18 protein-coding genes are annotated in these 22549 nt (G+C 64.5%); 8 read left to right on the forward strand and 10 right to left on the reverse strand.

Annotated features, from left to right (window positions below; translation table 11 throughout):
* Positions 1-138: 138 nt before the first annotated feature.
* From NTZ26_10965 to NTZ26_10975, 3 genes are all read left to right on the forward strand, one after another.
* Positions 139-1272: a glycosyltransferase gene (locus NTZ26_10965; GenBank protein ID MCX6561015.1), complete on the forward strand. Its 1134-nt coding sequence runs from the start codon at positions 139-141 to the stop codon at positions 1270-1272.
* Positions 1273-1895: 623 nt separating this feature from the next.
* Positions 1896-3005 carry a glycosyltransferase gene (locus NTZ26_10970; protein ID MCX6561016.1) on the forward strand — a complete coding sequence of 370 codons (1110 nt, stop codon included), beginning with the start codon at positions 1896-1898 and terminating at the stop codon, positions 3003-3005.
* Positions 3002-4453 carry an undecaprenyl-phosphate glucose phosphotransferase gene (locus tag NTZ26_10975; GenBank protein ID MCX6561017.1) on the forward strand — a complete coding sequence of 484 codons (1452 nt, stop codon included), beginning with the start codon at positions 3002-3004 and terminating at the stop codon, positions 4451-4453. The genes NTZ26_10970 and NTZ26_10975 overlap by 4 nt, the downstream gene beginning before the upstream one ends.
* A 3-nt stretch (positions 4454-4456) precedes the next feature.
* Here NTZ26_10975 and NTZ26_10980 read toward each other — a convergent pair whose 3' ends face one another.
* From NTZ26_10980 to NTZ26_11020, 9 genes are all read right to left on the reverse strand, one after another.
* Positions 4457-5056 (reverse strand): CDP-alcohol phosphatidyltransferase family protein, encoded by a 600-nt coding sequence (locus tag NTZ26_10980; GenBank protein ID MCX6561018.1) that lies wholly within the window; start codon positions 5054-5056, stop codon positions 4457-4459.
* A 16-nt stretch (positions 5057-5072) separates the two neighbouring features.
* Positions 5073-6395: an S-layer homology domain-containing protein gene (locus tag NTZ26_10985; GenBank protein ID MCX6561019.1), complete on the reverse strand. Its 1323-nt coding sequence runs from the start codon at positions 6393-6395 to the stop codon at positions 5073-5075.
* Positions 6395-7657: a GTPase HflX gene (gene hflX, locus NTZ26_10990; GenBank protein ID MCX6561020.1), complete on the reverse strand. Its 1263-nt coding sequence runs from the start codon at positions 7655-7657 to the stop codon at positions 6395-6397. Before hflX ends, NTZ26_10985 begins: the two co-directional genes overlap by 1 nt.
* Positions 7658-7659: 2 nt before the next feature.
* Positions 7660-8598, reverse strand: a complete 939-nt coding sequence (miaA, locus tag NTZ26_10995; protein MCX6561021.1) for a tRNA (adenosine(37)-N6)-dimethylallyltransferase MiaA — start codon at positions 8596-8598, stop codon at positions 7660-7662.
* Positions 8599-8649: 51 nt separating this feature from the next.
* Positions 8650-9750, reverse strand: a complete 1101-nt coding sequence (locus NTZ26_11000) for a hypothetical protein (protein ID MCX6561022.1) — start codon at positions 9748-9750, stop codon at positions 8650-8652.
* Positions 9751-9782: 32 nt separating this feature from the next.
* Positions 9783-10487 carry an ABC transporter ATP-binding protein gene (locus NTZ26_11005; GenBank protein MCX6561023.1) on the reverse strand — a complete coding sequence of 235 codons (705 nt, stop codon included), beginning with the start codon at positions 10485-10487 and terminating at the stop codon, positions 9783-9785.
* Positions 10484-11713 (reverse strand): efflux RND transporter periplasmic adaptor subunit, encoded by a 1230-nt coding sequence (locus NTZ26_11010; GenBank protein MCX6561024.1) that lies wholly within the window; start codon positions 11711-11713, stop codon positions 10484-10486. The genes NTZ26_11005 and NTZ26_11010 overlap by 4 nt, the downstream gene beginning before the upstream one ends.
* A gap of 891 nt (positions 11714-12604) precedes the next feature.
* The gene (locus NTZ26_11015; GenBank protein MCX6561025.1) at positions 12605-13552 is read right to left on the reverse strand and encodes a pyridoxal-phosphate dependent enzyme; all 948 of its coding nucleotides are present in this window, start codon (positions 13550-13552) and stop codon (positions 12605-12607) included.
* A 12-nt stretch (positions 13553-13564) separates the two neighbouring features.
* Positions 13565-14563: an ornithine cyclodeaminase family protein gene (locus tag NTZ26_11020; GenBank protein ID MCX6561026.1), complete on the reverse strand. Its 999-nt coding sequence runs from the start codon at positions 14561-14563 to the stop codon at positions 13565-13567.
* Between the two features lie 154 nt (positions 14564-14717).
* Here NTZ26_11020 and NTZ26_11025 point away from each other — a divergent pair, with 154 nt between their 5' ends.
* Positions 14718-16733 (forward strand): alpha-galactosidase, encoded by a 2016-nt coding sequence (locus tag NTZ26_11025; GenBank protein ID MCX6561027.1) that lies wholly within the window; start codon positions 14718-14720, stop codon positions 16731-16733.
* 30 nt (positions 16734-16763) lie between these two features.
* On the opposite strand, the gene NTZ26_11030 is transcribed toward NTZ26_11025, so the two are convergent.
* Complete coding sequence (locus tag NTZ26_11030; GenBank protein MCX6561028.1) at positions 16764-18062, reverse strand: hypothetical protein; 1299 nt, start codon at positions 18060-18062, stop codon at positions 16764-16766.
* A gap of 160 nt (positions 18063-18222) precedes the next feature.
* On the opposite strand from NTZ26_11030, the gene NTZ26_11035 reads away from it, so the two are divergent.
* The 4 genes from NTZ26_11035 (at position 18223) to NTZ26_11050 (ending at position 22538) form a co-directional block, all read left to right on the forward strand.
* Positions 18223-19431, forward strand: coding sequence for a trehalase family glycosidase (locus tag NTZ26_11035; protein MCX6561029.1), 1209 nt, complete (start codon positions 18223-18225; stop codon positions 19429-19431).
* A gap of 74 nt (positions 19432-19505) precedes the next feature.
* Positions 19506-20411, forward strand: coding sequence for a hypothetical protein (locus tag NTZ26_11040; protein MCX6561030.1), 906 nt, complete (start codon positions 19506-19508; stop codon positions 20409-20411).
* Positions 20412-20478: 67 nt separating this feature from the next.
* Positions 20479-21405 carry a hypothetical protein gene (locus NTZ26_11045; protein ID MCX6561031.1) on the forward strand — a complete coding sequence of 309 codons (927 nt, stop codon included), beginning with the start codon at positions 20479-20481 and terminating at the stop codon, positions 21403-21405.
* Between the two features lie 41 nt (positions 21406-21446).
* Complete coding sequence (locus tag NTZ26_11050) at positions 21447-22538, forward strand: tetratricopeptide repeat protein (GenBank protein MCX6561032.1); 1092 nt, start codon at positions 21447-21449, stop codon at positions 22536-22538.
* Positions 22539-22549: the final 11 nt, after the last annotated feature.

The following is a 22549-nucleotide window of genomic DNA, read 5'->3' on the forward strand; positions in this document are numbered from 1 at the left end:
TGTCTCGCGGAGCCTGCTCAAGACGTCCCTTCGGGCCAGCCTGGCCTGGATGTCGGCGCGGGGCGAATTCAGGGATCATGAGGGCAAGGAGATCCGCCGACGCTACCGCGAGCTTCTCCGGCGCAAGGGGAAGCTGTTATGAGCCGAAGGCGCGTCTTGGAGATGATCGACAAGCCTTTTCTGGGCGGCGGGCAGGCCGTGCTCCTGTCGCTCGCCCGCGGCCTCGATAAAGCCCGCTTCGAAGTCGAGATCGGTGCCCAAGGTGGCGGCCCGCTCGAAAACGCGGCCCGCGAAGCGGGGATCCCGTTCCGTCCCTTGCCGTTCGGCGGCAAGCTCAAGCGGGGACTGGTGCGGGCGATCGCCCGCGATCTCAAAGCGAACCCGCCGGATATCCTTCACACCCATGGCGGGGTCGCCGGCCTTTATGGCCGCCTGGCCGCCCGCCGGGCCGGGGTGAAAGCTGTCGTTCACACCATCCACGGCATCCATTATCTCCATTACACCAATCCGGCGGCCCGTCTTGCCTTCGTCTTGCTGGAAAGATACTGCTCTCGCCGGACGGACGCCGTCGTGCTCGTCTCCCAAGCCGATCTGGATGAAGCCGGGAAGCGGCGGCTGGCGCCCGTAGCCAATCTCAAGCTCGTCCGCAACGGGATCGACCTCGCTGGTACCGCCTCCGAGTCCTTCGCTGAACGAGTCGAGTTCGCCCGGCTGCACTTGAACATCAGCGGTCCCATGATCGGGACGGTAGCCCGGCTCCATAGGCAGAAGGGGCTGATCCACCTCCTGCGCGCGGTTCCGGCGATTTTTGAAGCGCATCCCGCGGTCCGAGTCCTTGTCGCCGGCGGCGGCGAGCTCGAGCCCAAGCTGCGGGTGGAGGTCAAACGCCTGCGGCTGGACCGCCGCTTCGCCATGCTCGGCGCCCGCCCCGACGCCCTCGAGCTGATGTCCCTTTTCGATATATTCGTCCTGCCGTCCCTGTGGGAAGGCCTGCCTCTGGTTTTGATCGAGGCCGCTTCCCTGGGCAAGCCGATCGTGGTCACGGACATCGGGGGGACGCGGGAGATCATCACCGACGGCGAGACGGGCCTGCTCGTCCCGCCCGCTGATCCCGCCGCCCTGGCCGCGGCTATAAACCGCCTTTTGTGCGATCCCGCCCTGGCCGCCCGCCTGGCGGCGAACGCCAAGTCGACGATCCCACCCCGATTCACCCTGGATCGAATGGTTTCGGATTATTCGGAAATTTATTCCTCTTTATGCCCCCCAAAATAGGGTTTTTTCATTTCCTTGATAGTAAGATCCATCTCCCAATTCCGGGAAAAGTCCGCGGTTCGGCGTGTGCCGTTGGGGGGCAACGGTATCATGCTGCGTGAACAGTTCCTTCTATAGCCATGATTCTGGCGAGGGAACAACGCAGCAAGACCGGCCAACGGCCAGGCTTTGCGCGGTCCTCGACGGGACGATTGCTTCAACGGTCCCCGCGAGGGCGAAACCGCGCGGGTTTAGCTTTTTTGCGCCCCTCTTCGAGGGAACCTGGCTGTGCAGGCGCCGAGGGATGTTTGAGCACGTAATGGTCATCGGGAACGAGACGGCGTGGGAGATCGTGCGGATTTGGGAGAGCGATGGTGCGGAGTTCCGTCCTCGCGGGGACCGTCGAAGCGACGTCCCGACGAGGACTGCGAAGCGCTGAGGCGCCGAGCCAGAGAAGCGCAGGAGGGCGTTAAAAACCCGAAGCCGTCCTCGCGAGGACCGTTGAGGCAACTCTCCTGTCGAGGACGACCAAAGCGTCGCCGGACCGGACTCCGCGACGCAGGCCCTGGAGATGGGAGACGAAGGCGGGGTAAATTGACTTTCCCTGACCCCCCTCCATATAATCGGTGGCAGAAATGGAAAAAATGCGCGTCGCCCTGGTCCACGACTGGCTGACGGGCCGGCGGGGGGGAGAGAAGGTTCTCGAAGCCCTGGCCGAGCTCTTCCCCGAGGCGCCGATCTACACCCTGTTCCACTTCAAGGGCAGCCAAGCCGCGGAGATCGAGGAGAAGGTTGTCCGAACGAGCTTTCTTCAACGGATGCCCTTCCTGAAGCGCCATTATCGCTGGTACCTTCCCCTGTACCCCATGGCGGCCGAGATGTTCGATCTGCAGGCCTACGACCTCGTCATCTCCAGTTCGCACTGCGTCGCCAAAGGGATCATTCCCCATCCGGACGCCCTGCACGTTTCCTATGTCCATTCCCCCGTCCGCTATGCCTGGAATCAATACTGGGCCTACTTCGGTCCCGGGAAACTCGGCGTGTTTTCCAAGCTGTTGATTCCGCCGATGATCCATGCGCTGCGTCAATGGGACGTGACGTCGGCGGCCCGGGTCGACCACTTCGTGGCCAACGCCGGAGCGGTCGCCCGCCGAATCGAAAAGTATTACCGGCGGCCCGCCGCCGTTATCCATCCCCCGGTGGATACGGAATTCTTCACTCTCGGCGAGGCGGCTCCCGCCAGGAATTTTGACCTGATCGTGACCGCGCTGGTCCCCTATAAGCGGGTCGATCTGGCCGTAGCGGCTTACAATCGGAACGGACTTCCCCTCAAGATCGTGGGCGACGGACCGGATTACAAGGCCCTTAAGGCGGCCGCCAAGCCCAACCTCGAATTCACCGGCGCCCTGGGCGGCAGCGATCTTCGCGAGATCTACCGGAACGCCCGGCTCTACCTCTTGCCGGGGGAAGAGGACTTCGGGATCTCCGTCGTCGAAGCCCAGGCTTGCGGGACCCCGGTCGTGGCTTTTGGCCGGGGCGGAGCCACGGAAACCGTCCTGGACGGCGTCACCGGACTCTTCTTCAAGACTCCGAATGTGGAGGGGCTTCTGGGCGCTCTTGACAAATTCCGGGGCCTGGCCTTTAATAGCCGGGCCGTTCGGGAGCATGCGCTCCTGTTCTCCGGCGACCGTTTCAAGAGCCGAATCAGCGATTTCCTCCAAGCCAAGTGGCGGGAGTCCAAGGAAAAGCCGTGATCGCCAAACATCGGGCCCGCCTGTCGGGTCTTTTTATTCTCAGCGACGTCCTGGCCATCGTCCTGTCCTTCCTCTACACATACTTATTCCGATTTTACGCCTACATCCTGCCGGTCGATCCGGTCAAAGGCGTACCCCGGATCGGGTCTTACCTGATCCTCCTGCCGATCTTTTTGGCCGCCCATCTTGGGGTCTTCTATCTGCAGGGCTTCTACAAGGCCCGCCTGCGGCGGACGAAGCTTGAGGATTTCGTCTACATCTGTTTAAACTCCCTGCTCTCGGTCATGATCGTCCTGGGCCTGTTGAGCTATTTCAACGCCTACACCCAGGGCGCCGCGCCCCTCTTCCGATTCAACCTGATTAAGCTGTCGCATGTCTTCCTAGCCATCTACGCCGTGGCCGTCGTCTTCACCATCTCCTTTTTCCGCAACCAGATCTACTACTTCATGAACCGCCGCTACGCCCGCGGCCAGAACCTGCAAAACGTCCTGATCGTCGGAGCCGGCGAACAGGGCCGCACGGTGGCCCAGAAGCTGATCGAGTATAAGGACCTGGGCTTCGTCATCAAAGGCTTCCTGGACGACGATAGGCCGGTCGGAGAGATGATCGTGGTCGACGGCGGACTGCCGGTGCTCGGCCGGGCGGCCGATATCGGGGCCGTCATCGAGGCCCAAGCCATCCAGGAAGTCTATGTCGCTCTCAGCCTGGCCAACTACGCCGAGATCGTGGAGACCCTCCAGATCGTCAACAAGTATCCGGTCAACGTCCGGATCGTGCCCGATCTATTCCAGCTTCTGACCCTTAAGGCGATGGTCCACGACCTGGACGGCTTCCCGGTCATTTCCATCGACGAGGTCCCGTTGCAGGGCGCGGCCAAGATGGTCAAACGTTCGATGGACATCGGGGTTTCGGGGCTGAGCCTCCTCTTGTTGTCCCCGGTCTTTCTGATCGTGGCCGTCCTGATCAAGCTGACCTCGCGCGGTCCCGTCTTCTATCATCAGGAGCGGGTGGGCAACGACGGCCGGCGGTTCCGCATCCACAAGTTTCGGACCATGATCTGCAACGCCGAGACGAACGGACCGCAGATGTGCCAGCCCGACGACCCCCGGATGACCCGGATCGGTCGTTTCCTGCGCAAATACAGCATCGACGAGGTGCCTCAGCTGGTCAATATTTTCAGGGGCGAGATGAGCCTGGTCGGCCCGCGGGCCGAGCGGCCCGAGTTCGTCAAGGAATTCACCGAGGCCATCCCCAAGTACATGCTCCGCCACAAGGTCCGGGCCGGCCTGACGGGTTGGGCCCAGGTCCACGGCCTGCGCCAGGACACCTCGATCGAGAAGCGGCTGGAGTATGACTTCTTCTACATCCAGAACTGGTCGCTGCTCTTCGACCTCAAGATCCTCTGGAAGACGCTCCGCGGCGGCTTCATCGACAAGAGCGTCAAGTAGGCTTCAGGCCCGTCGGGCCCGGCGTTCGCGGGCCGTCCGCAGGCCGTAGAGGAAGTAATCGACCCCCGATCCGAACGTCAGCGCCGCCGTGAGGATGTAGAACCAGGCCATCCAGCCGGGAGCTTTCCCCAAGTCGTTGAGCAGCAGGACGAGAAAGACCGTGCCCATCTGGAAAGCGGTGCTGAATTTCCCCAGGAGCGAAGGCGGAAACGTCGTCTGCCGCCAGCCCAGGTAGGCGATCAAAGCCCCGGCCGCGATCAGCAGGTCGCGGCCGAAGATAAGCAGCGTCAGAGCCAGCGGCAGAGCGTTGGGCCGGGCCAGGGGCCGTATGGTCAGGAGGATGGTAGCGGCGGCCATGAGCAGCTTGTCGCCGGCCGGGTCGAGGATCATGCCCAGCTTCGTCCGGACGTCGAGCATGCGGGCCGCCAGCCCGTCCAAAAAATCGCTGACTCCGGCGACGAAGAAGATGATCAAAGCCTCCCGCGACCGGTGGTTGAGGACGGCCCAGACGAAGACCGGGGCCAGCAGGATGCGGAAAAAACTGATTAGGTTCGGGACGGTCCACACGTCCGAGCGCAGGCCGTCGGTGCGGGCCCGTTTCATGCCGGGAGGCGCTCCCTCAACGGGCCAACCCGGCCAGCAGATCGAGAATCCGCACCGCGTCGCGGCCGGTCACCGCAAGCTCCGGTTTGAAGGTCCGGTCGGGGGCCAGCTCCATCAGGCCGTAGGCGATGGACTGGGCCACCGGCATGAAGTAGAAATGCTCTTGCGGCACATCGGCGATCCGGATGCGGTCGAGAGGGATCTGGGGCAGGATTTTGCTGCCGTTCTTCTTGAGCACCTCGATCAGCCGCGAGAGGGTCTCGGCGAACTCGGCCCGGTTCAGGGTCTTCTTGGGCTGGAAGGTGTGATTGGAATAAACCTCCAGGATGCCCAACGCCGCCACTTTGACGATGTACCGCTGGGCCCAGGAAGTCGTGATATCGACGATGACGGGCGTCTTGGGGTTGAGATCGGCTAAGATTTCCCGGAATTGGACGCCGATCAGGGCGGCCGCGTCCTCCTTGGCCAGAGACGGGGCCGAGGCGATGCCGGCGAATTGGTCGGGCAGGTCGACGACCCCCAGCCTGTTCTTAATCTGCTCGATGCGGTCCTTGGCGGCTTTTTCCTGCGGAGCCAGCGTGACGATCTGCTCGTAGATTTCGAGACTCCGCGACCATTGGCCCGATTTATACAAGGCGTCGGCGAAATCCCGCAGCAACCCCACGTCCTCGGCCCGCTCGTCTCCGGCCGCCTTCATGTGCAGATAGGCGCTGTGGAAGTCCTTTTCCTTTATGAAGAGGCGGGCCAGGGCGGTGTGGGCGCCTTTGAGCCGGGGCGAATACTCCAGGGCCTGGAGATAAGCGGACTTGCTTTTCTCCGTCTCCCCGGCCGCCGCGGCCCGCTCGGCCTCGGCCATGGCGGCGTCGGTCAGCGTCTCGGCCAGAGCCCCGGAGTTCTTCCGGGCGAAGGCGTTCTCCGGGTCTCTTTTCAGGGCCTCCAGGTACATCCGGTGGGCTTGTTCGTTTTGGCCCGTTTTCTGGTAGACCTGGCCCAAGCCCAAGTAGGAGACGATCATCTCGGGCTGCAGCTCGAGCGACCGCTGCAGGTAATCCTCGGCGGAGGGCAGGTTTTCGTCGATGATGGCGAGGTAGCCGAGGCCGGCCGCGACGAAGGGATTGTCCTGCCGGAGCTTGGCGAACAGCCGGCGGGCTTTGTCCGACCGGCCTTCGCGAAGCGCCGTCCAGGCGTCCTGGACGGCGATGCGCTCGTCCAGGGTCAGGCTGGCCGCCGCGCCCGGCGAGGGAGGCTCGATGTAAATATTCGGCCGAACGATCGGCCCCGTCATGCAGGCGGCCAGGCCGCCCAGGATCAGGGCGATCAGCAGGATCGGTTTCCTCATCAAAGCTCTCCTCGTCCGCCTTCGATATAAGGGAGATAGGATATCATGCCTTTGGGATCTGCCATGACCCGCACCTCATAATAATCCCCGTGCTCCTGCTTTTTCAAGATCAGAGTCCAGCGGGCCAGGGAGTCGAGGAGGCCGACCCGGTCCCGCGGGATGCGCAGATCGAAAGTCTTGAGGCCGCGGTATAGGAGAGGCCGCAGCCGCCGTTCCAGGGCATCCAGGCCGTCTCCAGTCCGGGCCGAAAGGTAAACGGAGTCGGATTCGGGCCCGTCGTTGCGGGCCAGCCAGGCCTCGGCGTCGGGCAGGCGGTCGATCTTGTTGTAGACGAGCAGGCGCGGGATGTCGCCGGCCCCGATTTCGTCCAGGATTCGGGTCACGGCCTCGGCCTGGGATTCGGACCCCTCGGACCCGTGGTCGATGATGTGCAAGATGACGTCGGATTCCAGGACCTCTTCCAGAGTGGCCTTGAACGAGGTGACCAATTGCGGCGGCAGCTTGCGGATGAAGCCGACCGTATCGCTGAGGAAATAGAGCAGACCGTCCGCCAGCTGGACCCGCCGGACGAGAGGGTCCAGGGTGGCGAACAACTGGGGCGAGGTCCAGGTCGACTCCCCGGCCAGGCGGTTGAACAAGGTCGACTTGCCGACGCTCGTGTAGCCGACCAGCGCCACGAGGGGGATAAGGCTCTTGCGGCGGCTCTGCCGCTGGCCCGCCCGGCGGGTCTGCAGGCCGCGGATCTGGTCCTTGATGCGGGACATCCGCAGCTCGATCCGGCGGCGGTCGACCTCGAGCTTCGTCTCGCCCGGGCCGCGCGTGCCGATGCCGCCGCCCAGCCGGGACATCTGGATGCCCTTCCCGCCCAGCCGCGGCAGGAGATAGCTCAACTGGGCCAGCTCGACCTGGAGCTTGCCCTCGGTCGAGCGGGCTCGGCGGGCGAAGATGTCCAGGATGACCTGGGTCCGGTCGATGACCCGCACACCCAGCTCCTTCTCCAAGTTCCGTCCCTGGCTGGGGCTCAAGCTGACGTCGAAGACGACCAAATCAGCGTCCTTGTCCTCGACCAGCCAGCCGATCTCCTCGGCCTTGCCCTCGCCGATATAGGTCTTGGGGTTGATCGAGGGGCGGATCTGCAGGACCGACTCCAGGACTACGGCGCCGGCGGCCCGGACGAGCCCCCCAAGCTCCGCCAGCGATTCCTCGGCTTCAATCTTTTCCCTGGCGTTGCGGGCCAGGCTGACCAAGACGGCTTTTTCCATGTTCACCTCAAGCTCGATTCGATGAAAGCGGCGACCCCGTCGACGTCGTCGGCGGCAAACCAGTGCAGATCTTCCATGCGCCGGAACCAGGTCATCTGGCGCTTGGCGTAGCGGCGGGTATCCATGGCGGTCCGGGCGGCGGCCTCCGCGGCCGGGATCTCGCCGTGCAGGACCGCCAGGGCGTGGCGATAGCCGAGAGCCCGGAAGGGCGGGGCCGACTCGTCCAAGCCCGAGGCTAAAAGCCCCCTCACCTCGTCCAAAAGCCCGCCTTCGAACATGCGGGCGATCCGGGCCTCGATCCGCCGGCAGAGCTCGGCCCGCTCCCGCTCCAGCCCGATCCGGATCGTCCGGTAGCCGGGGACGAATCCAGCGGTGCGGCGGAAATGCTCGGACAATGCGATCCCGGTCACGGCCTGAACTTCCAAGGCCCTGATGATGCGGATGCGGTCGCGGCGGCCGATCTTGGCGGCATAAACGGGATCGACGGCCTCCAGCCGGGCGTAGAGGGCCTCCAGGCCGTTCCGCCGCAAATCCTCCTCCAAGGCCGATCGGACGGCATCCTCCCGGCCCGGGCCCGGGAACAATCCGTCGAGGAGGGCCTTGACGTAAAGGCCCGTCCCGCCGACGACCATCGGCAGGCGGCCGCGGGCCGTGATGTCGAAGATCGCCTCGGAGGCCAGGGCGGCGAAGTCGGCGGCCGTGAATTGATCCCGACCGTCCCGGATGTCGAGCAGATGATGAGGGACGCGGCGGCGCTCTTCCGGGCCGGGCTTGTCGGTGCCGATGTCGAAGCCGCGATAGACCTGCATCGAGTCGCAGTTGACGATCTCGCCGCCGAACCGCTCAGCCAGGGAGACGGCTAGGGCGGTCTTGCCGACCGCGGTCGGGCCGACCACGAGGACCAGGACGCGGCCGTCAGAGGACGATGCGGATGAAGGCATAGGCCGCCAGGAGAGTCAGAAAGATGAGTCCGGCCAGGATCTGACGCCGGTTCATGGGGCGCCGACTTTTTCGAGGGCCAGCACCAGGGCGCTTTCGTGCCGGGCGCCGAGGGCCTTGCGCACCGCCAGGACTTCGGCCATCAGGATTTCTTCATAGCCGCGGAGCAGGGCTTTGCGGAGCTCCTCAGGGATGTGCGGCGAGCCCGGTTTGAGGGCGGGATCGGCCTCGATTCGGCCGTCGGGCAGGAGGGACGCCTTCTGGAATAGGGGGCCGAGCCCGGGTCGGACCTCCTCGATGGATCGGGCCACGATGGTCCGCCCCAAGGGGCCGATCTCCTTGGTCACGAAGCGATAAAGAAAGGCGCATTTCTCGTTCAGGTTCTCGACCGCCCGGCCGTTGCCGTCGGCGCTATCCTCGCCGCGCGGCCGGCGGGGCTCCCCCTCGGCCGGCCCGGCGACGCCGAGGGCGAAGAAGGCGAACAGGATCTTGCGGGCTTCCAAGCGCCCGATCTCGCAGGCCTCGCCGAAGGCTTTCAGGTTGGCGACGCAGCCGATGACTTGGAGGGCGTACCGCTCGTGCGGCTCCCAAACGATCCGGTTCAAATGGGCCGGGGCGAAGACGCGGATGGGGACCGTTTCGTCCGGCAGGAAGCGATCCATGACGGCGAGGCATCGCATCTGGCGGACGCCCTGCAGAATGAGCTCCTGGGCGGGCAATAGGCCCAGCCGTTCCCGGACGGGAAGCCCCGCCTCGGTGTCGAGGGCCCAGACGCCGGCCTCCCAGTCGAACAGGGGAAAGATCCGGCGGGCGTAGAACGATTCCAGAAGACTCCAGAGGGCCTGCGGCGAGATCAAGCCGAGGTCGCCGAGGGCCCGGAACGGCGAGACGTCCCCGGCCTTGGCCGCGCGGACGCACGTCTTGGCCTGCTCGGCCGTCAGAAAATTCTTTTTGACCAGGGCGGCCAGAAAGTCCTTCTCGGATAGGCCCTCCCGCTCGACCACGATGTCGCCGTTCTCGAGGTGGAGGGTTTTCTCGGCGCCGCCGTTGCGGAGGCACAGGCGGCCGGTCGTCCCCGCCCGCCAGAGATCGAAGAGCAGGCGGGCGAAAGGCGATTCGAGAAGCGATCCTTCCCGCGGGAGGGGGGCCGTCATGCCTCTAATCTATCCCAACGCGGGGTCCGGCCTCAAGCGCGCGGCTTGCGCTCCTCGCGCTCCAGCTTGCCGTCGCGGATGAAGAGGATTCGCTGGGTCTGGTCGGCCACGTCCCGATCGTGAGTGACCAGGATGATGGTGTTGCCCTCGGCGTGGAGCTTATGTAAGAGGTTGAGGATCTCCTGGCCGGTTTTGGAGTCGAGATTTCCGGTCGGCTCGTCGGCCAGGATGAGCGAAGGCTCGTTGACCAGAGCTCGGGCGATAGCCACCCGCTGGCGCTCGCCGCCCGACAGCTCGGGCGGACGGTGGGTCATCCGGTTGGTCATATCGACCTGGGCCAGGGCGGCCTTGACTCGGGTCTCGCGGTCTTTTTTATGGGTGCCCCTGTAGATCAGCGGCAGCTCGACGTTGCGGAAGGCCGTGGCCCGCGGCAGGAGGTTGAAAACTTGGAAGACGAAGCCGATCTCGCGGTTGCGGATCTCGGCCAGCTCGTTCTCGGTCATCCGGCTGGCCAGCTTTCCGTTCAGGAAATACTGCCCGCTGGTGGGCGAATCCAGGCAGCCGAGCAGGTTCATCAGGGTGCTCTTGCCGGATCCGGAGGGTCCCATGATGGAGATGAGCTCGCCGCGTTTGACCTCGAAATTGACCCCGCAAAGCGCCTCGACCTTGGTCTTGCCCAGGTCGTAAATCTTGCCGAGATTCTCTACCTTGATGACGATGCCGTTCGGTTCGGTCATTTGGTCTTCTTGGCCTCGATCTTTTCATCGATCTTGATCAGGTCGCCGTCCTTGAGCAGGCGCAGGGCGTCGTAGGGGCCGGCGATGATCTCCTGGCCTTCCTTGAGCCCGGACTTGATTTCGATCTCCAGCTCGCCGGTGATGCCCTTGACGACCGGGACGAACTTGGCCCGGCCGGCATCGACGATGAAGAGGCCCTCCTCCTCGACCGTCTTCTTGTCCGCCTTGATCGTCACGCCGTCCGCGCCCTTCTTTTCCCGTAGAACCAGGGCGGAGATGGGGACGGCCAGGACGTCCTTCTTCTCGGCCGCGATGATGTCGGCCGAGGCGGACAGTCCGGGCTTGAGCTGCTTGGGGTCCTCCAGCGTCACCACGACCTTGAAGTCCCGGGACTCCTGGGTCGAGGCGGTGGCGGCGGTCTTCTGCAGGGCCGAGCTGCCGATCTCCGTCACCAGGCCCTTGAAGACCCGGTCGGGAAAGGCGTCTACCCGGACGTTGGCCGTCTGGCCGAGCTTGACGCCGATGACATCGGTCTCGTCGACCTCGACCTCGACCTCCATCACCGACAGGTCGGCGATGGTCATCAGGACGGTGCCCGGGTTGTTCATGGTCCCGATGATGGCCACTTCGCCCTCTTCGACCCGCAGGCTGGTGATGATGCCGTCGATCGGGGCCGAGAAGACCGTCTTGGAGAGATTGTCCAGGGTGCTCTTCAGCGAGGCCTGGGCCTGCTGGATCTGGAAGCTGATGGCCTTGAAGGAGGCGTCGGCGATCTCGAGCTGGACCTTGGACTGCTCCAGCTGCTCCTTGGAGATGAGCTGGTTGTCATAGAGGTTCTTCTGCCGGGCGTAGGCGTCCTGGTTGCGCTTGAGGGTCGCCTCGGCTTTGATCTCTTCGGTCTTGGTCGATTGGATGAAGGCCCGATCCCGATCGGCGTTGGCCTCGTACTGGGAGGCGTCCAATTGGAGCAGGAACTCGCCGCGCTTGACCTCCTGGCCCTCGACCACCCCGATCTTCAGGATGCGGCCGGGGATCTGAGCGCTGATGTTGATGTTCTTCTTGGGCTTGATCTCGCCCGAGGCCGAGATGAGCTCGGTCAGGTCGGTCCGTTTGACCTTCTCGACCGTGGCCTTGACCGGCTTTTCGGCCTTCGAACGGAGGGTCGAGAAGGCGATCAGACCGACGATGACGACCGCGACGGCGATCAGGATGGTTCTCTTCTTCATGGCAGGCACAACTCCAGAAAAGGGCGATAATCATAGTCTAATACGGGGTTCAAATCAAAAGGTTTGGCTCGGGGGACGGGGGTTCGCTCTGGCGGAAATATTTACGCCGTTACGGCTCGGTTTTCTCGGCGGCTCGGAACTCGCGTCCCGCATTCGATCTAACGGACACCGCCCGGGACGCTCAGACATCCTCGCCGGCCGGCCTCATTCCGGGCCGGCTTCCCTCGGCACCTGCCGGAGCCGCATGACGAATCCTCCCCTGTTATAGGGGAGGTAGGAGGGGTAATACCAATAAAAAGAGCCGGAATGCGGCTCCGCATTGGCGATATTTCCGCCCTCGCGACGACGGGCGAGGCGCTGGTCGTTACGAGGACGGCGAAGCGACCGCATCGGCGCTCACCCCCGCCCCCCTCGTCAAAGTCGAAGAAGCTCTTTGTAATTATCGGATTGAATTTTAAGCGTAATGCTCTTTTATTGGTTCTTCGCCAAATTCTGGGGAGACCAAGCGGTTCCGGGTGTCGGCCAACGGCCAGGCTTTGCGCGGTCCTCGATGGGACGATTGCTTCAACGGTCCCCGCGAGGGCGAAATCGCGAAGGAAAAGCTTTTTATTCCGAAGGCGCACAACACTTTTATTCTCATTGATATCACCACCCCTACCCCGCCTTCGAAGGCGGGGATATGTAAGCGCCTTCGGCTGCATGTGCCGAGGGCTGTTTGAGCACGCGACGATCCAACGGAATCGAAAAGGAGTGGGTGGTCAAGAAGACCGGGTGATCAAGAATGCGCAGTTCCGAGGCGCCGAAGAGAACTGTGGGAAAAGGCGAGAAGAGGCCGAAGCCGCCGGGCTGATACTCCGAACCGCCCTCCCCGGAATTGGCCGATGACCTTTATTATTGCCAAGGCAGGCGGTTTAAATCGACGTTGCCGCCGGAGATGATGACCCCGATCCGCGCGCCGGGGGCCTCGAATCCTTTCTCCCAAAGCGCAGCGAGCGGCACGGCGCTCGACGGCTCGATGACGATCTTGGCCCGCTCCCAGACGAAGCGCATGGCCTCGATGATGGCCGCTTCGGAAACCGTGACGATCCGCTCGACGAGGTCGCGGATGATTGGATAAGTGTTGTCGCCGAGCGAGGTCAGCAGGCCGTCGGCGATCGTCTTGGGGCTGAGGGAGGGGAGGATGCGGCCGGCCTGGATCGAGCGATAAGCGTCGTCGGCGGCCTTGGGTTCCGCCGCCACGATCCGGGTTTTAGGCGCTAAGGCGGAAACGGCCACGGCCGTCCCGCTCATGAGGCCGCCGCCTCCGATCGGGGCCATGACGACGTCGAGACCGGGGATTTCCTCCAGGAGCTCCATCGCCGCCGTCCCCTGGCCGGCGATGACCAGCGGATCGTTCGAGGGATGGACGAAGGCCGCTCCCGTTTCCTTGACGACTTCGGCCAGCGCCGCCTCGCGGGCCTCGTTGGTCGGCTCGCAATAAACGATCCGAGCTCCGTAACCCGCCACGGCCGCTTTCTTCACGGCCGGCGCGTTGGACGGCATGACGATGACGGCGGGGACGCCGTGCATGCGGGCAGCCAGGGTCAGCGCCTGGGCGTGGTTGCCCGAGGAATGCGTCGCGACCCCGCGAGCCGCATCCCGATCGCTCAAAGAGAAGACCGCGTTCACCGCACCGCGGAATTTAAAGGCCCCGACCTTTTGGAAGTTCTCGCACTTTAAGAACAGCGAAGCATTAAGCCGCTTATCGAGGGCGTTACAGGTCAACACTGGGGTGCGGTGGGCATAGGGGCGGATGCGTTCGGCCGCCCGCCGGACGTCGTCGATCGTGGGCTGGGTCATGGCATCCCCCATTCAGGAATTGAGGACGATGCGTTGTCCGAGTCCGCGCCGGACGGCCTCCAGATAAGCCGCGGCCGCGGCCGCCGTATCCTGCAGCGCGGTTCCCGTCGAATCGAAGATCGTGATCTCTTCGTCCGACGTCCGGCCGGGAATTCGGCCGGCGATGAGGTCGCCCAGTTCGCCGCGGACGTTGTCGATCGTCAAAAGCCCCGCATCCAAGGCGTGGTGGAGCTCGCCGACATGGGCGCTCTGGTCCAGGATGTCGACAAAGACCGAGGCGTCCGCCAGCAGGGCCGGGTCTAGCTCCCGCTTGTCCGGGCTGTCCGCTCCCACGGCGGCGATGAACGTGCCCGGCCGAACGAACGCTCGCATGAGATAGGGCTTCCGGGACGGCGTGCAGGTCACGATGATTTGACTATGTCGGGCGGCGCTCTCCAATTCGGGGGCGGGGACCACCTCGAGGCCCAGCTCGGCGGACATGTCGGCGGCGAAGACGCGGGCCGTCTCGGCTGAGGCGTCGTAGGCGAAAGCCCTGACGAGGTTGGGCCTGACAAGCTTCAGGGCCCGCAATTGAACCCGGCCTTGGTTGCCGCAGCCGCAGATCGTCGCCGTATCCGCGTCGGCCCGGGCCAAGCGCTTGGCGGCGGCAGCCGTGGCCGCGCCTGTCCGCAGGATGGTGATCTCGATCGAATCCATGACCGCCAGCGGCGTTCCGTTCGTCCCGTCGAACAGGATGATGACGCCCTGGATGGCCGGCAGGCCGAACAGCTCTTTGTTGCGGAAGAAGCCGCCGTTGGCCTTGAGGCCGACGTAGGTCCGGTCGTCGAGTCGCAGCCCTCCGCCTTTGATGTGGAATTCCCCGCCGTCGGCGTCGATATGCATCAGGCCGGGCGCCAGCGCTTTTCCATCGGCCCGCATCCGAAAGGCTTCTTCCACCGCAGGGATGCAGTCAGCCAGCGTCAGGACCGAGGCGATCTCGGATCGTCGCAGAAGAAGGAGACTCGGGTTCATCGGCGGCCTCGCACGGGGATTGGGAAAGCCGATTCGAGTATATCGTCCCGGCGGATAGGGTTCAAGGGCGGGGCCGCCGCCCGCCCGCGGGCTTGACTCCCCATCCCGCCGGGCTTAGACTCCCCGAAAAAGGGAAGAGAATGGAGGTCCCGTCATGAAACGCATCGCCGGCCCGCTGCTCATCCTGGCCCTTGTCATCCCCGCCGCCGCGCTGGTCGATCCCTTGTCCGTCCACGACCGCGCGGCCCGGGACAAGTTCGCCGCGGCCTATGTCGGAAAGCTCCAAACTCCCGCTGTCTCGTTCCAATACGGCGGCAAGCCGTCCGCGGGCCTGTTCAAGTCCTGGCCCGCGGTCACCGACACCCAAACGGCCGGGACGAAAACCATCCGTACCACCGTTTACACCGACCCTGCGACCAAGCTCCAGGTGACGGTCGTGACGACCATGTATTCCGATTTTCCGGCCGTCGAGTGGGTGGCCCGGTTCAAGAACGCGGGCGGCAAGGACACGCCGATCATCGAGGGCCTCCAAGCCTGCGACGTGGTCCTGGCCGACCGCCCCGCGGGCGCCGCGACGCTTTACCGCGCTCTGGGCAGCAGCGCCACGCGCAGCGACTTCGCCCCGGTCCAGGACGCTTTAGCGATCAATGCCGAAGTGGTGTTCGGCCCCTCCGGCGGGCGGTCATCGGACTCGACGGCTCTGCCGTTCTTCAACATCGCCTCTGATGGCGCCGGGGTCATGGCCGCGATCGGCTGGAGCGGCAGCTGGACCGCCGCCGTGAAGAGGACCGGGCCGCAGGCCATCCGCCTGAGAGCCGGCCAGTCCGCGACGCGCTTCGTTCTTCACCCCGGCGAGGAAGTCCGCATCCCCTCCGTGGCCCTCGTCTTCTGGAAGGCCCCCGACCGTCTGGCCGGGCACAATCTTTTCCGGCGCTTCATCCTGGCCCACCACTCGCCGTTCCCGAAGACTCCCCTGGCCATGCTGCCGTTCAGCAGCAGCGTCGGCTCCGGCGGCCCGCTGCCCTGCAACGAGCACGTCTGCGCCACCGAGAGCTATGTCCTGGCCGCCATCGATCGTCTGCGACAGTTCAAGCTCGAGCCGGACGCCTGCTGGATCGACGCCGGCTGGTACGAGAACGCTTCCATCTCGTGGTGGGCGGGTGTGGGCAACTGGACCATCAACAAAGCCAACTTCCCGCGCGGCTTCAGGCCGATCACCGACGCCACTCGGGCCTGGGACGGCAAGCGCTTCGTCCTGTGGTTCGAGCCCGAGCGGGTCTACGAGGGAACGCGGATTGACCGGGAGCATCCGGAGTGGGTGACCAAGCTGCCCGGCAATCCCAACCGCCTGCTCAACCTGGGCGACCCCCAAGCCCTCCGCTGGCTCATCGGCGAAATCGCACGCTTCCTCAAAGCCGAGGGCGTCTCGATCTACCGGCAGGACTTCAACTTCGACCCGGCGCTCTATTGGAAGGCTATGGACGCTCCCGACCGCGTCGGCGTCGCGGAGATGAAGCACATCGCGGGGCTTTATGCCTTCTGGGACGGCCTGCTGGCCGCCCAGCCCGGCCTGCTGATCGACAACTGCGCCTCCGGCGGCCGCCGCATCGACCTGGAGACCGTCGGCCGCAGCGTGCCGCTGTGGCGCACCGACTACTCCTACTTCGAGCCCAACGGCTACCAGTGCCACACCTACGGCCTGCACCTCTACCTGCCGTGGAGCGGAACGGGCAACAACGACCCGCGCAAGTACAACTTCCGCAGCTCCATGAACGGAGCCGTGGTCACGGGCTGGGAGCTCAACAACTCGTTCCCGATCCCCCTGGCCCAGGACGACATCGCCGAGTTCCGCGCCCTGCGCCCCTACTTCCTTGCCGACTACTATCCGCTGACCGAATATTCGACCGGCGACGAGGCCTGGGCCGCCTTCCAATGGGACAGGCCCGAGGAGCGCGACGGAATTGTCCTGGCCTTCCGTCGGCCGTCGGCGCCGGCCGCCTCGATCGTCGTCCGCCTGCGCGGGCTCGACCCGGAGGGGGACTACGAGGCCAGCTTCGAGGATTACGGGATCGCCGTGGTCAAGACGGGCCGCGAGCTGGGCCAGGGGCTGTCGGTCAAGATTCCGGATGCGCCGGGCTCGCTGCTCATCCGCTACAAGCGGGTGAGGTAGGCGAGGCCGCAGGCCTGGCGTTCGGCCGCGTCAGTCGTAATGGTCGTGGCCGACCAGCCCCAGGGTCCCGAAGCGCGGATTGACGACGTTGCTGAAGATCGAGCCGAAGGTGTAGCTCAGGCTGACCTGGAAGCCCAGGTTGTATTCCGTGGCCAGCTCGCGCCGCTCCAGCAGGACTTCCTCCAGCGAAGCGCCGCCCTTGGGCAGGGAGAGCTGGTCGCGGACCCGCTCGTAAAAGCCGTCGACGTTGAACTCCAGCCCCTTGAAGATCCGGAAGGACAGCTCGGTTTGGAGCTGAAGCCGGTTTTTAGCGAAATCGTGGAAGTAGTTCGAGCCCTCCAGGCCCGCCGAGAGGCTGCCCCACGGCTCCTTGATCTCCAGGGTGGCCGAAAGGGTCTGGGCGAACAGCGTCTCGCGCATCTTGTCGTAGATCGTCTCCTCGCGGTAGCGGTTCATCTCGGGCCCGACCCGGTAGAGGAAGCGGAGCTGACGCCGGGTGGACTGGGAGTAAGGGCAGAGGTCGTATTCCACGGCGGCGTTGGGGATGAGCTTGGATTTCAGGTTGCGGAAGGTGGAGGACGAGACGCTCAGATAGACGCCTGCCGACCAGTGCTCGCCCAGGCTCTTGACGACGAGCCCGGCGAAATCCTGCGAGTCGGAGTCGCTGAGGATGGTCTCCTCCTCGTACATGAACCGCTGCCTGGTGAGCTGGCTGTACAGCCCCAACCGGATCATGAGGCCGGGCGTGATCTTGGCCGCCGTGGCCAAGAGGCTCAAGGTCTCGTCCTTGGTCTGGCTTTGCTGGTCCAGCTCGCCGCCGACACTTAAGCTGAAGACCCAGAATTTCCAGGGATCTACGACGTCGGTCGGCGCGAGGCTCTCATTCAGCTCGATCTTGATAAGGCTTCGGATCGGGGTCCGGGCGGCGTAGGGGATGAGGCCCATCCGCAGGACACCGACGTAGCCGCGGCGGATCTCCTCCTCCGTGGCGGTCTTGTTGGAGGCGTAGATGAGCTTGTTGTCCAGGCCGGCGCAGGCGCCCTGCCCGATAAAGGCCAGGGTGTACTCCGTGCCGCCGCTGCCCGTGCTCTGGGTCGTGATCAGGACATGGACGTCGGCCTCCTTGCGGTCGCGGACGTAGTTGACGAAGGGGATCTCGGTCCGGATGTAGTCGACGTCGCACTCCTTGCAGTCTAGGAAAACCTTGGGCGCGCTCTTGCGGAGCGCGGCCGGATCGGTCTTGGCCTCCTGGGCCGGGAGGCGGGACGGCAGGACGGCGAAGGCCAGGACGGCGGCCAGGATCGAAAGCGGGCGGCGGGCTTTTCTCATGACGGATCCTCCAAGGCGAGAAGTGCGTTTCGTGTTGCCGTGCCGGGTCCGGAGAGCCGCGGCCGTTGGTCTATTCTAAACGCGAAGCCGGGAAATAGATACGTTTCTCTTGGCGTGATCGGGCCGGTCGATTCTGATATCATCCGCTCGGGAGGCGCCCATGCATCACTTCGAGATCTCCGATTCGGCCGCTCTGGACCGGCTGGCCGTCGAAGCCCGCCTGAAGATCGGGAGCCTGCGGAGCCGTGTTCTGCGCCAGGCCAACGGGGCCCTGCCCTTCGACTATATCGTGCCCAACGGCGTCTACGAGGAGCAGTGGGATTGGGACGCCTTCTTCGTCGGGCTCCACCTCATCTCGATCGACCGGGCCGACGGCATGTATCTCAAAAATTGGTGCCTGAACTTCCTGCGTTTCACCGAGCCCGACGGCCAGACGCCTGGCGGCATCCGGCCTTGGTCCGGGCGCGACGCCCGCCTCTACCAGATCAAGCCCCTCATGGGCCAGGCCGCCTATTACGCTTCGATCGCCCTGGGCGATTTCGGCTGGATCGAGCCGGTCTGGGAGACCATGGCCGCCTGCGTCACCTACCGGGAGCGCAAGATGTCCGATCCCGCGACCGGCCTGGTCAAATGGTGGGACAGCATGGAGTCGGGCGCCGACAACAACGTCTCGCTCGTCCGGCGCTACCACAACAGCATGGCTGCCGGCGATGTCAACGGCTTCATGGTGCTGGATTACCGGGCCATGGCCTTTATCGCGGCCCGGCTCGGACGGCCGGGCGACGCGGCCGCCTTCGCCGAGCGGGCCCGCCGCTTGGCGGACGCCGTCAACGCCGTCCTCTGGGACGAGGCCGGCGCGACTTACTATACCTACGACGCGGTCGAGAAGGCGCTCGTCCGGCGCGACACGTACAGCAATATGATCCCCCTGTGGGCCAGGCTGGCCTCGCCGGAGCGGGCCCGCCGGATGATCGAGCGGCGCGTTCTGGCCCCGGCCAAAATGTGGGCGCCGCACGGCGTCCGTTCGCTGGCCGCCGACGATCCGGCCTACAACAACGAGAACGTCATCAAGCCATACTCCAACTGGCAGGGGCCGATCTGGCCGCACGCCAACTGGATGGTTATGCACGCGCTCCTGCACTACGGCTATCCCGAAGCCGCCCTGGCCGTCGCCGAGCGCGTGACCAGGCTGTGCCTCAAAGACCTGGCCGAAAACGGCATGATGCGCGAGAACTACCACGCCGACACGGGGGCTCCGCTGGCTGCGCCCGACTTCATCAGCTGGAACCTGCTCGCGGCCCAGATGATCGACGAAGCCCGGACCGGCGTTTTCCAGCCGGATCCCGCCCAGACGCTGTTTTCGATCTGAGGCAGCCACGGCTGCCGTGAGTTGTAGCGTTTTCCCTCCGTCGGGCGTATAAAAGAATGAGTGCGGAGGGCGCTATGAAGCACGTCCGTTCGTCCGCCGCTTTTTCCAGCGATATCCGTCTCGGTAAGGGTGCGCTCGGCTTGGCGCTTGCGATTCTCGCCGTTTCGGGCGGCTTTCTTTTCAGTCGGCCTGCGCAAGAGGCGCAGGACCCTGTCCTGACGGCGCTTCTGGGCAAGCTGTCCGCCTACGCCGCCCGGCTGGAGGGCTCGGTCCTGGACTTCGTCTGCCGGGAAGAGATCGCGGAGAGGATCGATCCCGCCCTCGACGTCAGGGCGGCTTCGCCGCTCGTCCCCGATGCTTTCCGCGACCGGATCTATGGAAAACTAATCTCGGCCAAGAATCATTATGTCTACGACTACCAGTGTGTGCGTGGAAAGAACGGACTCGTCCGAGAAACCAGGACCCTTCTTGACGATAATGGGAAAAAGACGAATGTCCCCGACGCGAAGCTCAAGACGGAGGTTTTTGTCTTCGGCATGCCGCTCCTGGGGCCCGTCGGGATCTTCGCCGAACGCTTCCGTCCGTTCTACGACTACAAGATCACCGGCCGGGAGAAAGTCGACGGCAAACCCGCTTTGATCATCGAGGCTACGCCTACGGCGGAGCGGCCCGGCGCCACTAACCTCTACGGCAAGGCTTGGGTTGGAGCTGAGGACGGGGAGATTCTCAAGATCGAATGGAGCGAGTCGAGGGTCGGCAGACGCGAGATCTTCGAGGAGCGCGCGGAAAAGTACCAGATGCAGCCGCGCATCACCCTGCGTTCGGAGTTCAGCGCCGAGAAGAACGGCATCCGGTTCCCCAGCATGCTTTGGATGGAGGAGGCCTACCTGAATACGCGCGGCCGGGCCTTCATTCGATCCACGACAACCGTCGCCTACAAGGACTTCAAGTTCTTCACCGTCGAGGTCGACGTCCGCTAACGTACAGCTCCATGCTGTAGCGTTTTCCCCGCGCTCGGCGTATAAAGTAATGAGTGGGGAGGGCGCCATGAAGTTCATCTGTTTGAGCCCCGTTTTCATCAATCGCCGCAATCGTTTTTTGGGCTCGTTCTGCCTGACCGCGGCCGTTTTCGCCGTCGCGGGCGGCTTTCTCTTCAGCCGGCCCGCTCAGGAGGCGCAGGAACCCGTCCTGGCGAAGCTCCTGAGCAAGCTGTCCGCCTATGCCGCCCGGCTGGAGGGCTCGGTCCTCGATTTCGTCTGCCGGGAGGAAATCTCCGAGACGATCAACTACGCCCTCGACCAAGTCCGTTCACGGCCCGATATCATCTCGAACTGGGCCGTCGGAGGCGCCTTCGGGATGTCTTGGGTCGGTCGGCCGGCGGCCAAGGAGAAAGACGCCTACGTCTATGATTATCAATGCGTGCGGGACAAGAACCGGGCCGTGCGCGAAACCAGGACCCTGCTGAAGGAAAACGGAAAGCCGGCCAACGAGCCCGGGACGGGGCTTAAGACCCAAAATTTTGTCTTCGGCACGCCGCTTTTGGGACCGGTGGGCATCTTCGCCCAACGCTTCCAATCCGCGTATACCTATCGAATCATCGGACACGATAAGGTCGGGAAGACGCCGGCCGTGGTCATCGAAGCCGAGCCGCTCTATGATATGCCCGGGACGACCAACCTCTACGGCAAGGCCTGGGTCGGGCCCGACGACGGCGAGATCCTCAAGATCGAGTGGAGCGATGCAAGGATCGGCAACCGCGCCGTTTTCGAGGAGAGGGCCGGGCGCTACAAGCTCAAGCCGCGCATCACCCTGCGTTCGGAGTTCAGCGCCGAGAAGAACGGCATCCGTTTCCCGAGCAAGCTGTGGATCGAGGAAGCCTACGTCACCGAAAGAGGCCGGGCCTATGTCCGCTCCGAGACGACCGTGGCCTATACGGACTTCAAGTTCTTCACCGTCGAGGTCGACGTCCGTTGACCCGTTGACAATGCGGGATCGGCCCGGCTAGGATGGCGGGGATGATGATCCCGCGACGAACAACGCCCCCGATCCTGATCGCCCTCGTTCTGGCCGCCGCCGGCTTGGCCCAAAGCGCGTTTCCGCAAACGCCATCGCCGGAGTCTTTGATCGAAGCGGGGCATTGGCGGCGGGCCAAAGCCGCGGCCGAGGCGATGCTGAAGGCGAACCCGAACGATCCCCGAGCCCAGTTCCTGATGTCCCGCTGCCTGGACGCTGCGGGGGACCTGGATGGAGCGCTGGCCCTGGCCGAAAAGGCCTCCGAGCGCGATCCTCGAAATCCCGATGGCCACGCCTTGCTGGCCTATATTAACGGCCGACGGGCCCAGGGCGCGGGCGTCCTGAGGCAGGTTGGGCTGGCCCGGCGCATCCGCAAGGAAGCCGAGGCGGCCCTGGCGCTCGACCCGCGCCACGTCGAAGCCCATCTGATCCTGATTGAGTTCTATCGACAAGCCCCCGGCATCGTCGGCGGCGACAAGGATCGGGCCCGGCAGCTGGCCGAGGAGCTGGTCGCCATAGCCCCGGCGCGCGGATACATAGTCCAAGCGGGCTTTTTGCGGCGGGAGGCGGGTTCGGCGGGGAAAGTCGAAGAGCTTTATAAAAAGGCCGTGGCTGCCGAGCCGTCTTCATACCAGGCGCTCACGACACTGGCCGGGTATTACGCGTCCGGCCGTGAGAAACGATTCGCGGAGGGGGAAGCGCTGGCCCGCGAGGCGATGCGGCTCCAGCCCGATCGGGCGGCGGCATACGGCCTCCTGGCCCAAGCCTACGCTGCCCAAGCCCGCTTTGCGGACCTTGAAGTGGTCTTGCGGGAAGCGGAAACGAACGTCCCCGATAATCCGGCGCCTTTCCTTCAAGCCGGCCGGGCCGTCTTCCAACAGGGTTCGGATTACGCCCGGGCGGAAGCTTTGATCCGGAAATATCTTTCGCGCCCGCCCGAGCTCGGCGCCCCTTCCCACGCTCAGGCTTGGTGGCGGCTGGGCTTGGCTCTGGAAAAGCTCGGCCGGAAAAGCGAGGCGGTGGTGGCCCTCCGTAAAGCCGTGGCCCTCGATCCGAAGCTCGAGGGGGCCAAACGGGACCTTAAGCGGTTCTGACCGGGAGGCCG

This window comes from Candidatus Aminicenantes bacterium, assembly GCA_026393855.1.
GTDB lineage: Bacteria > Acidobacteriota > Aminicenantia > Aminicenantales > UBA4085 > UBA4085.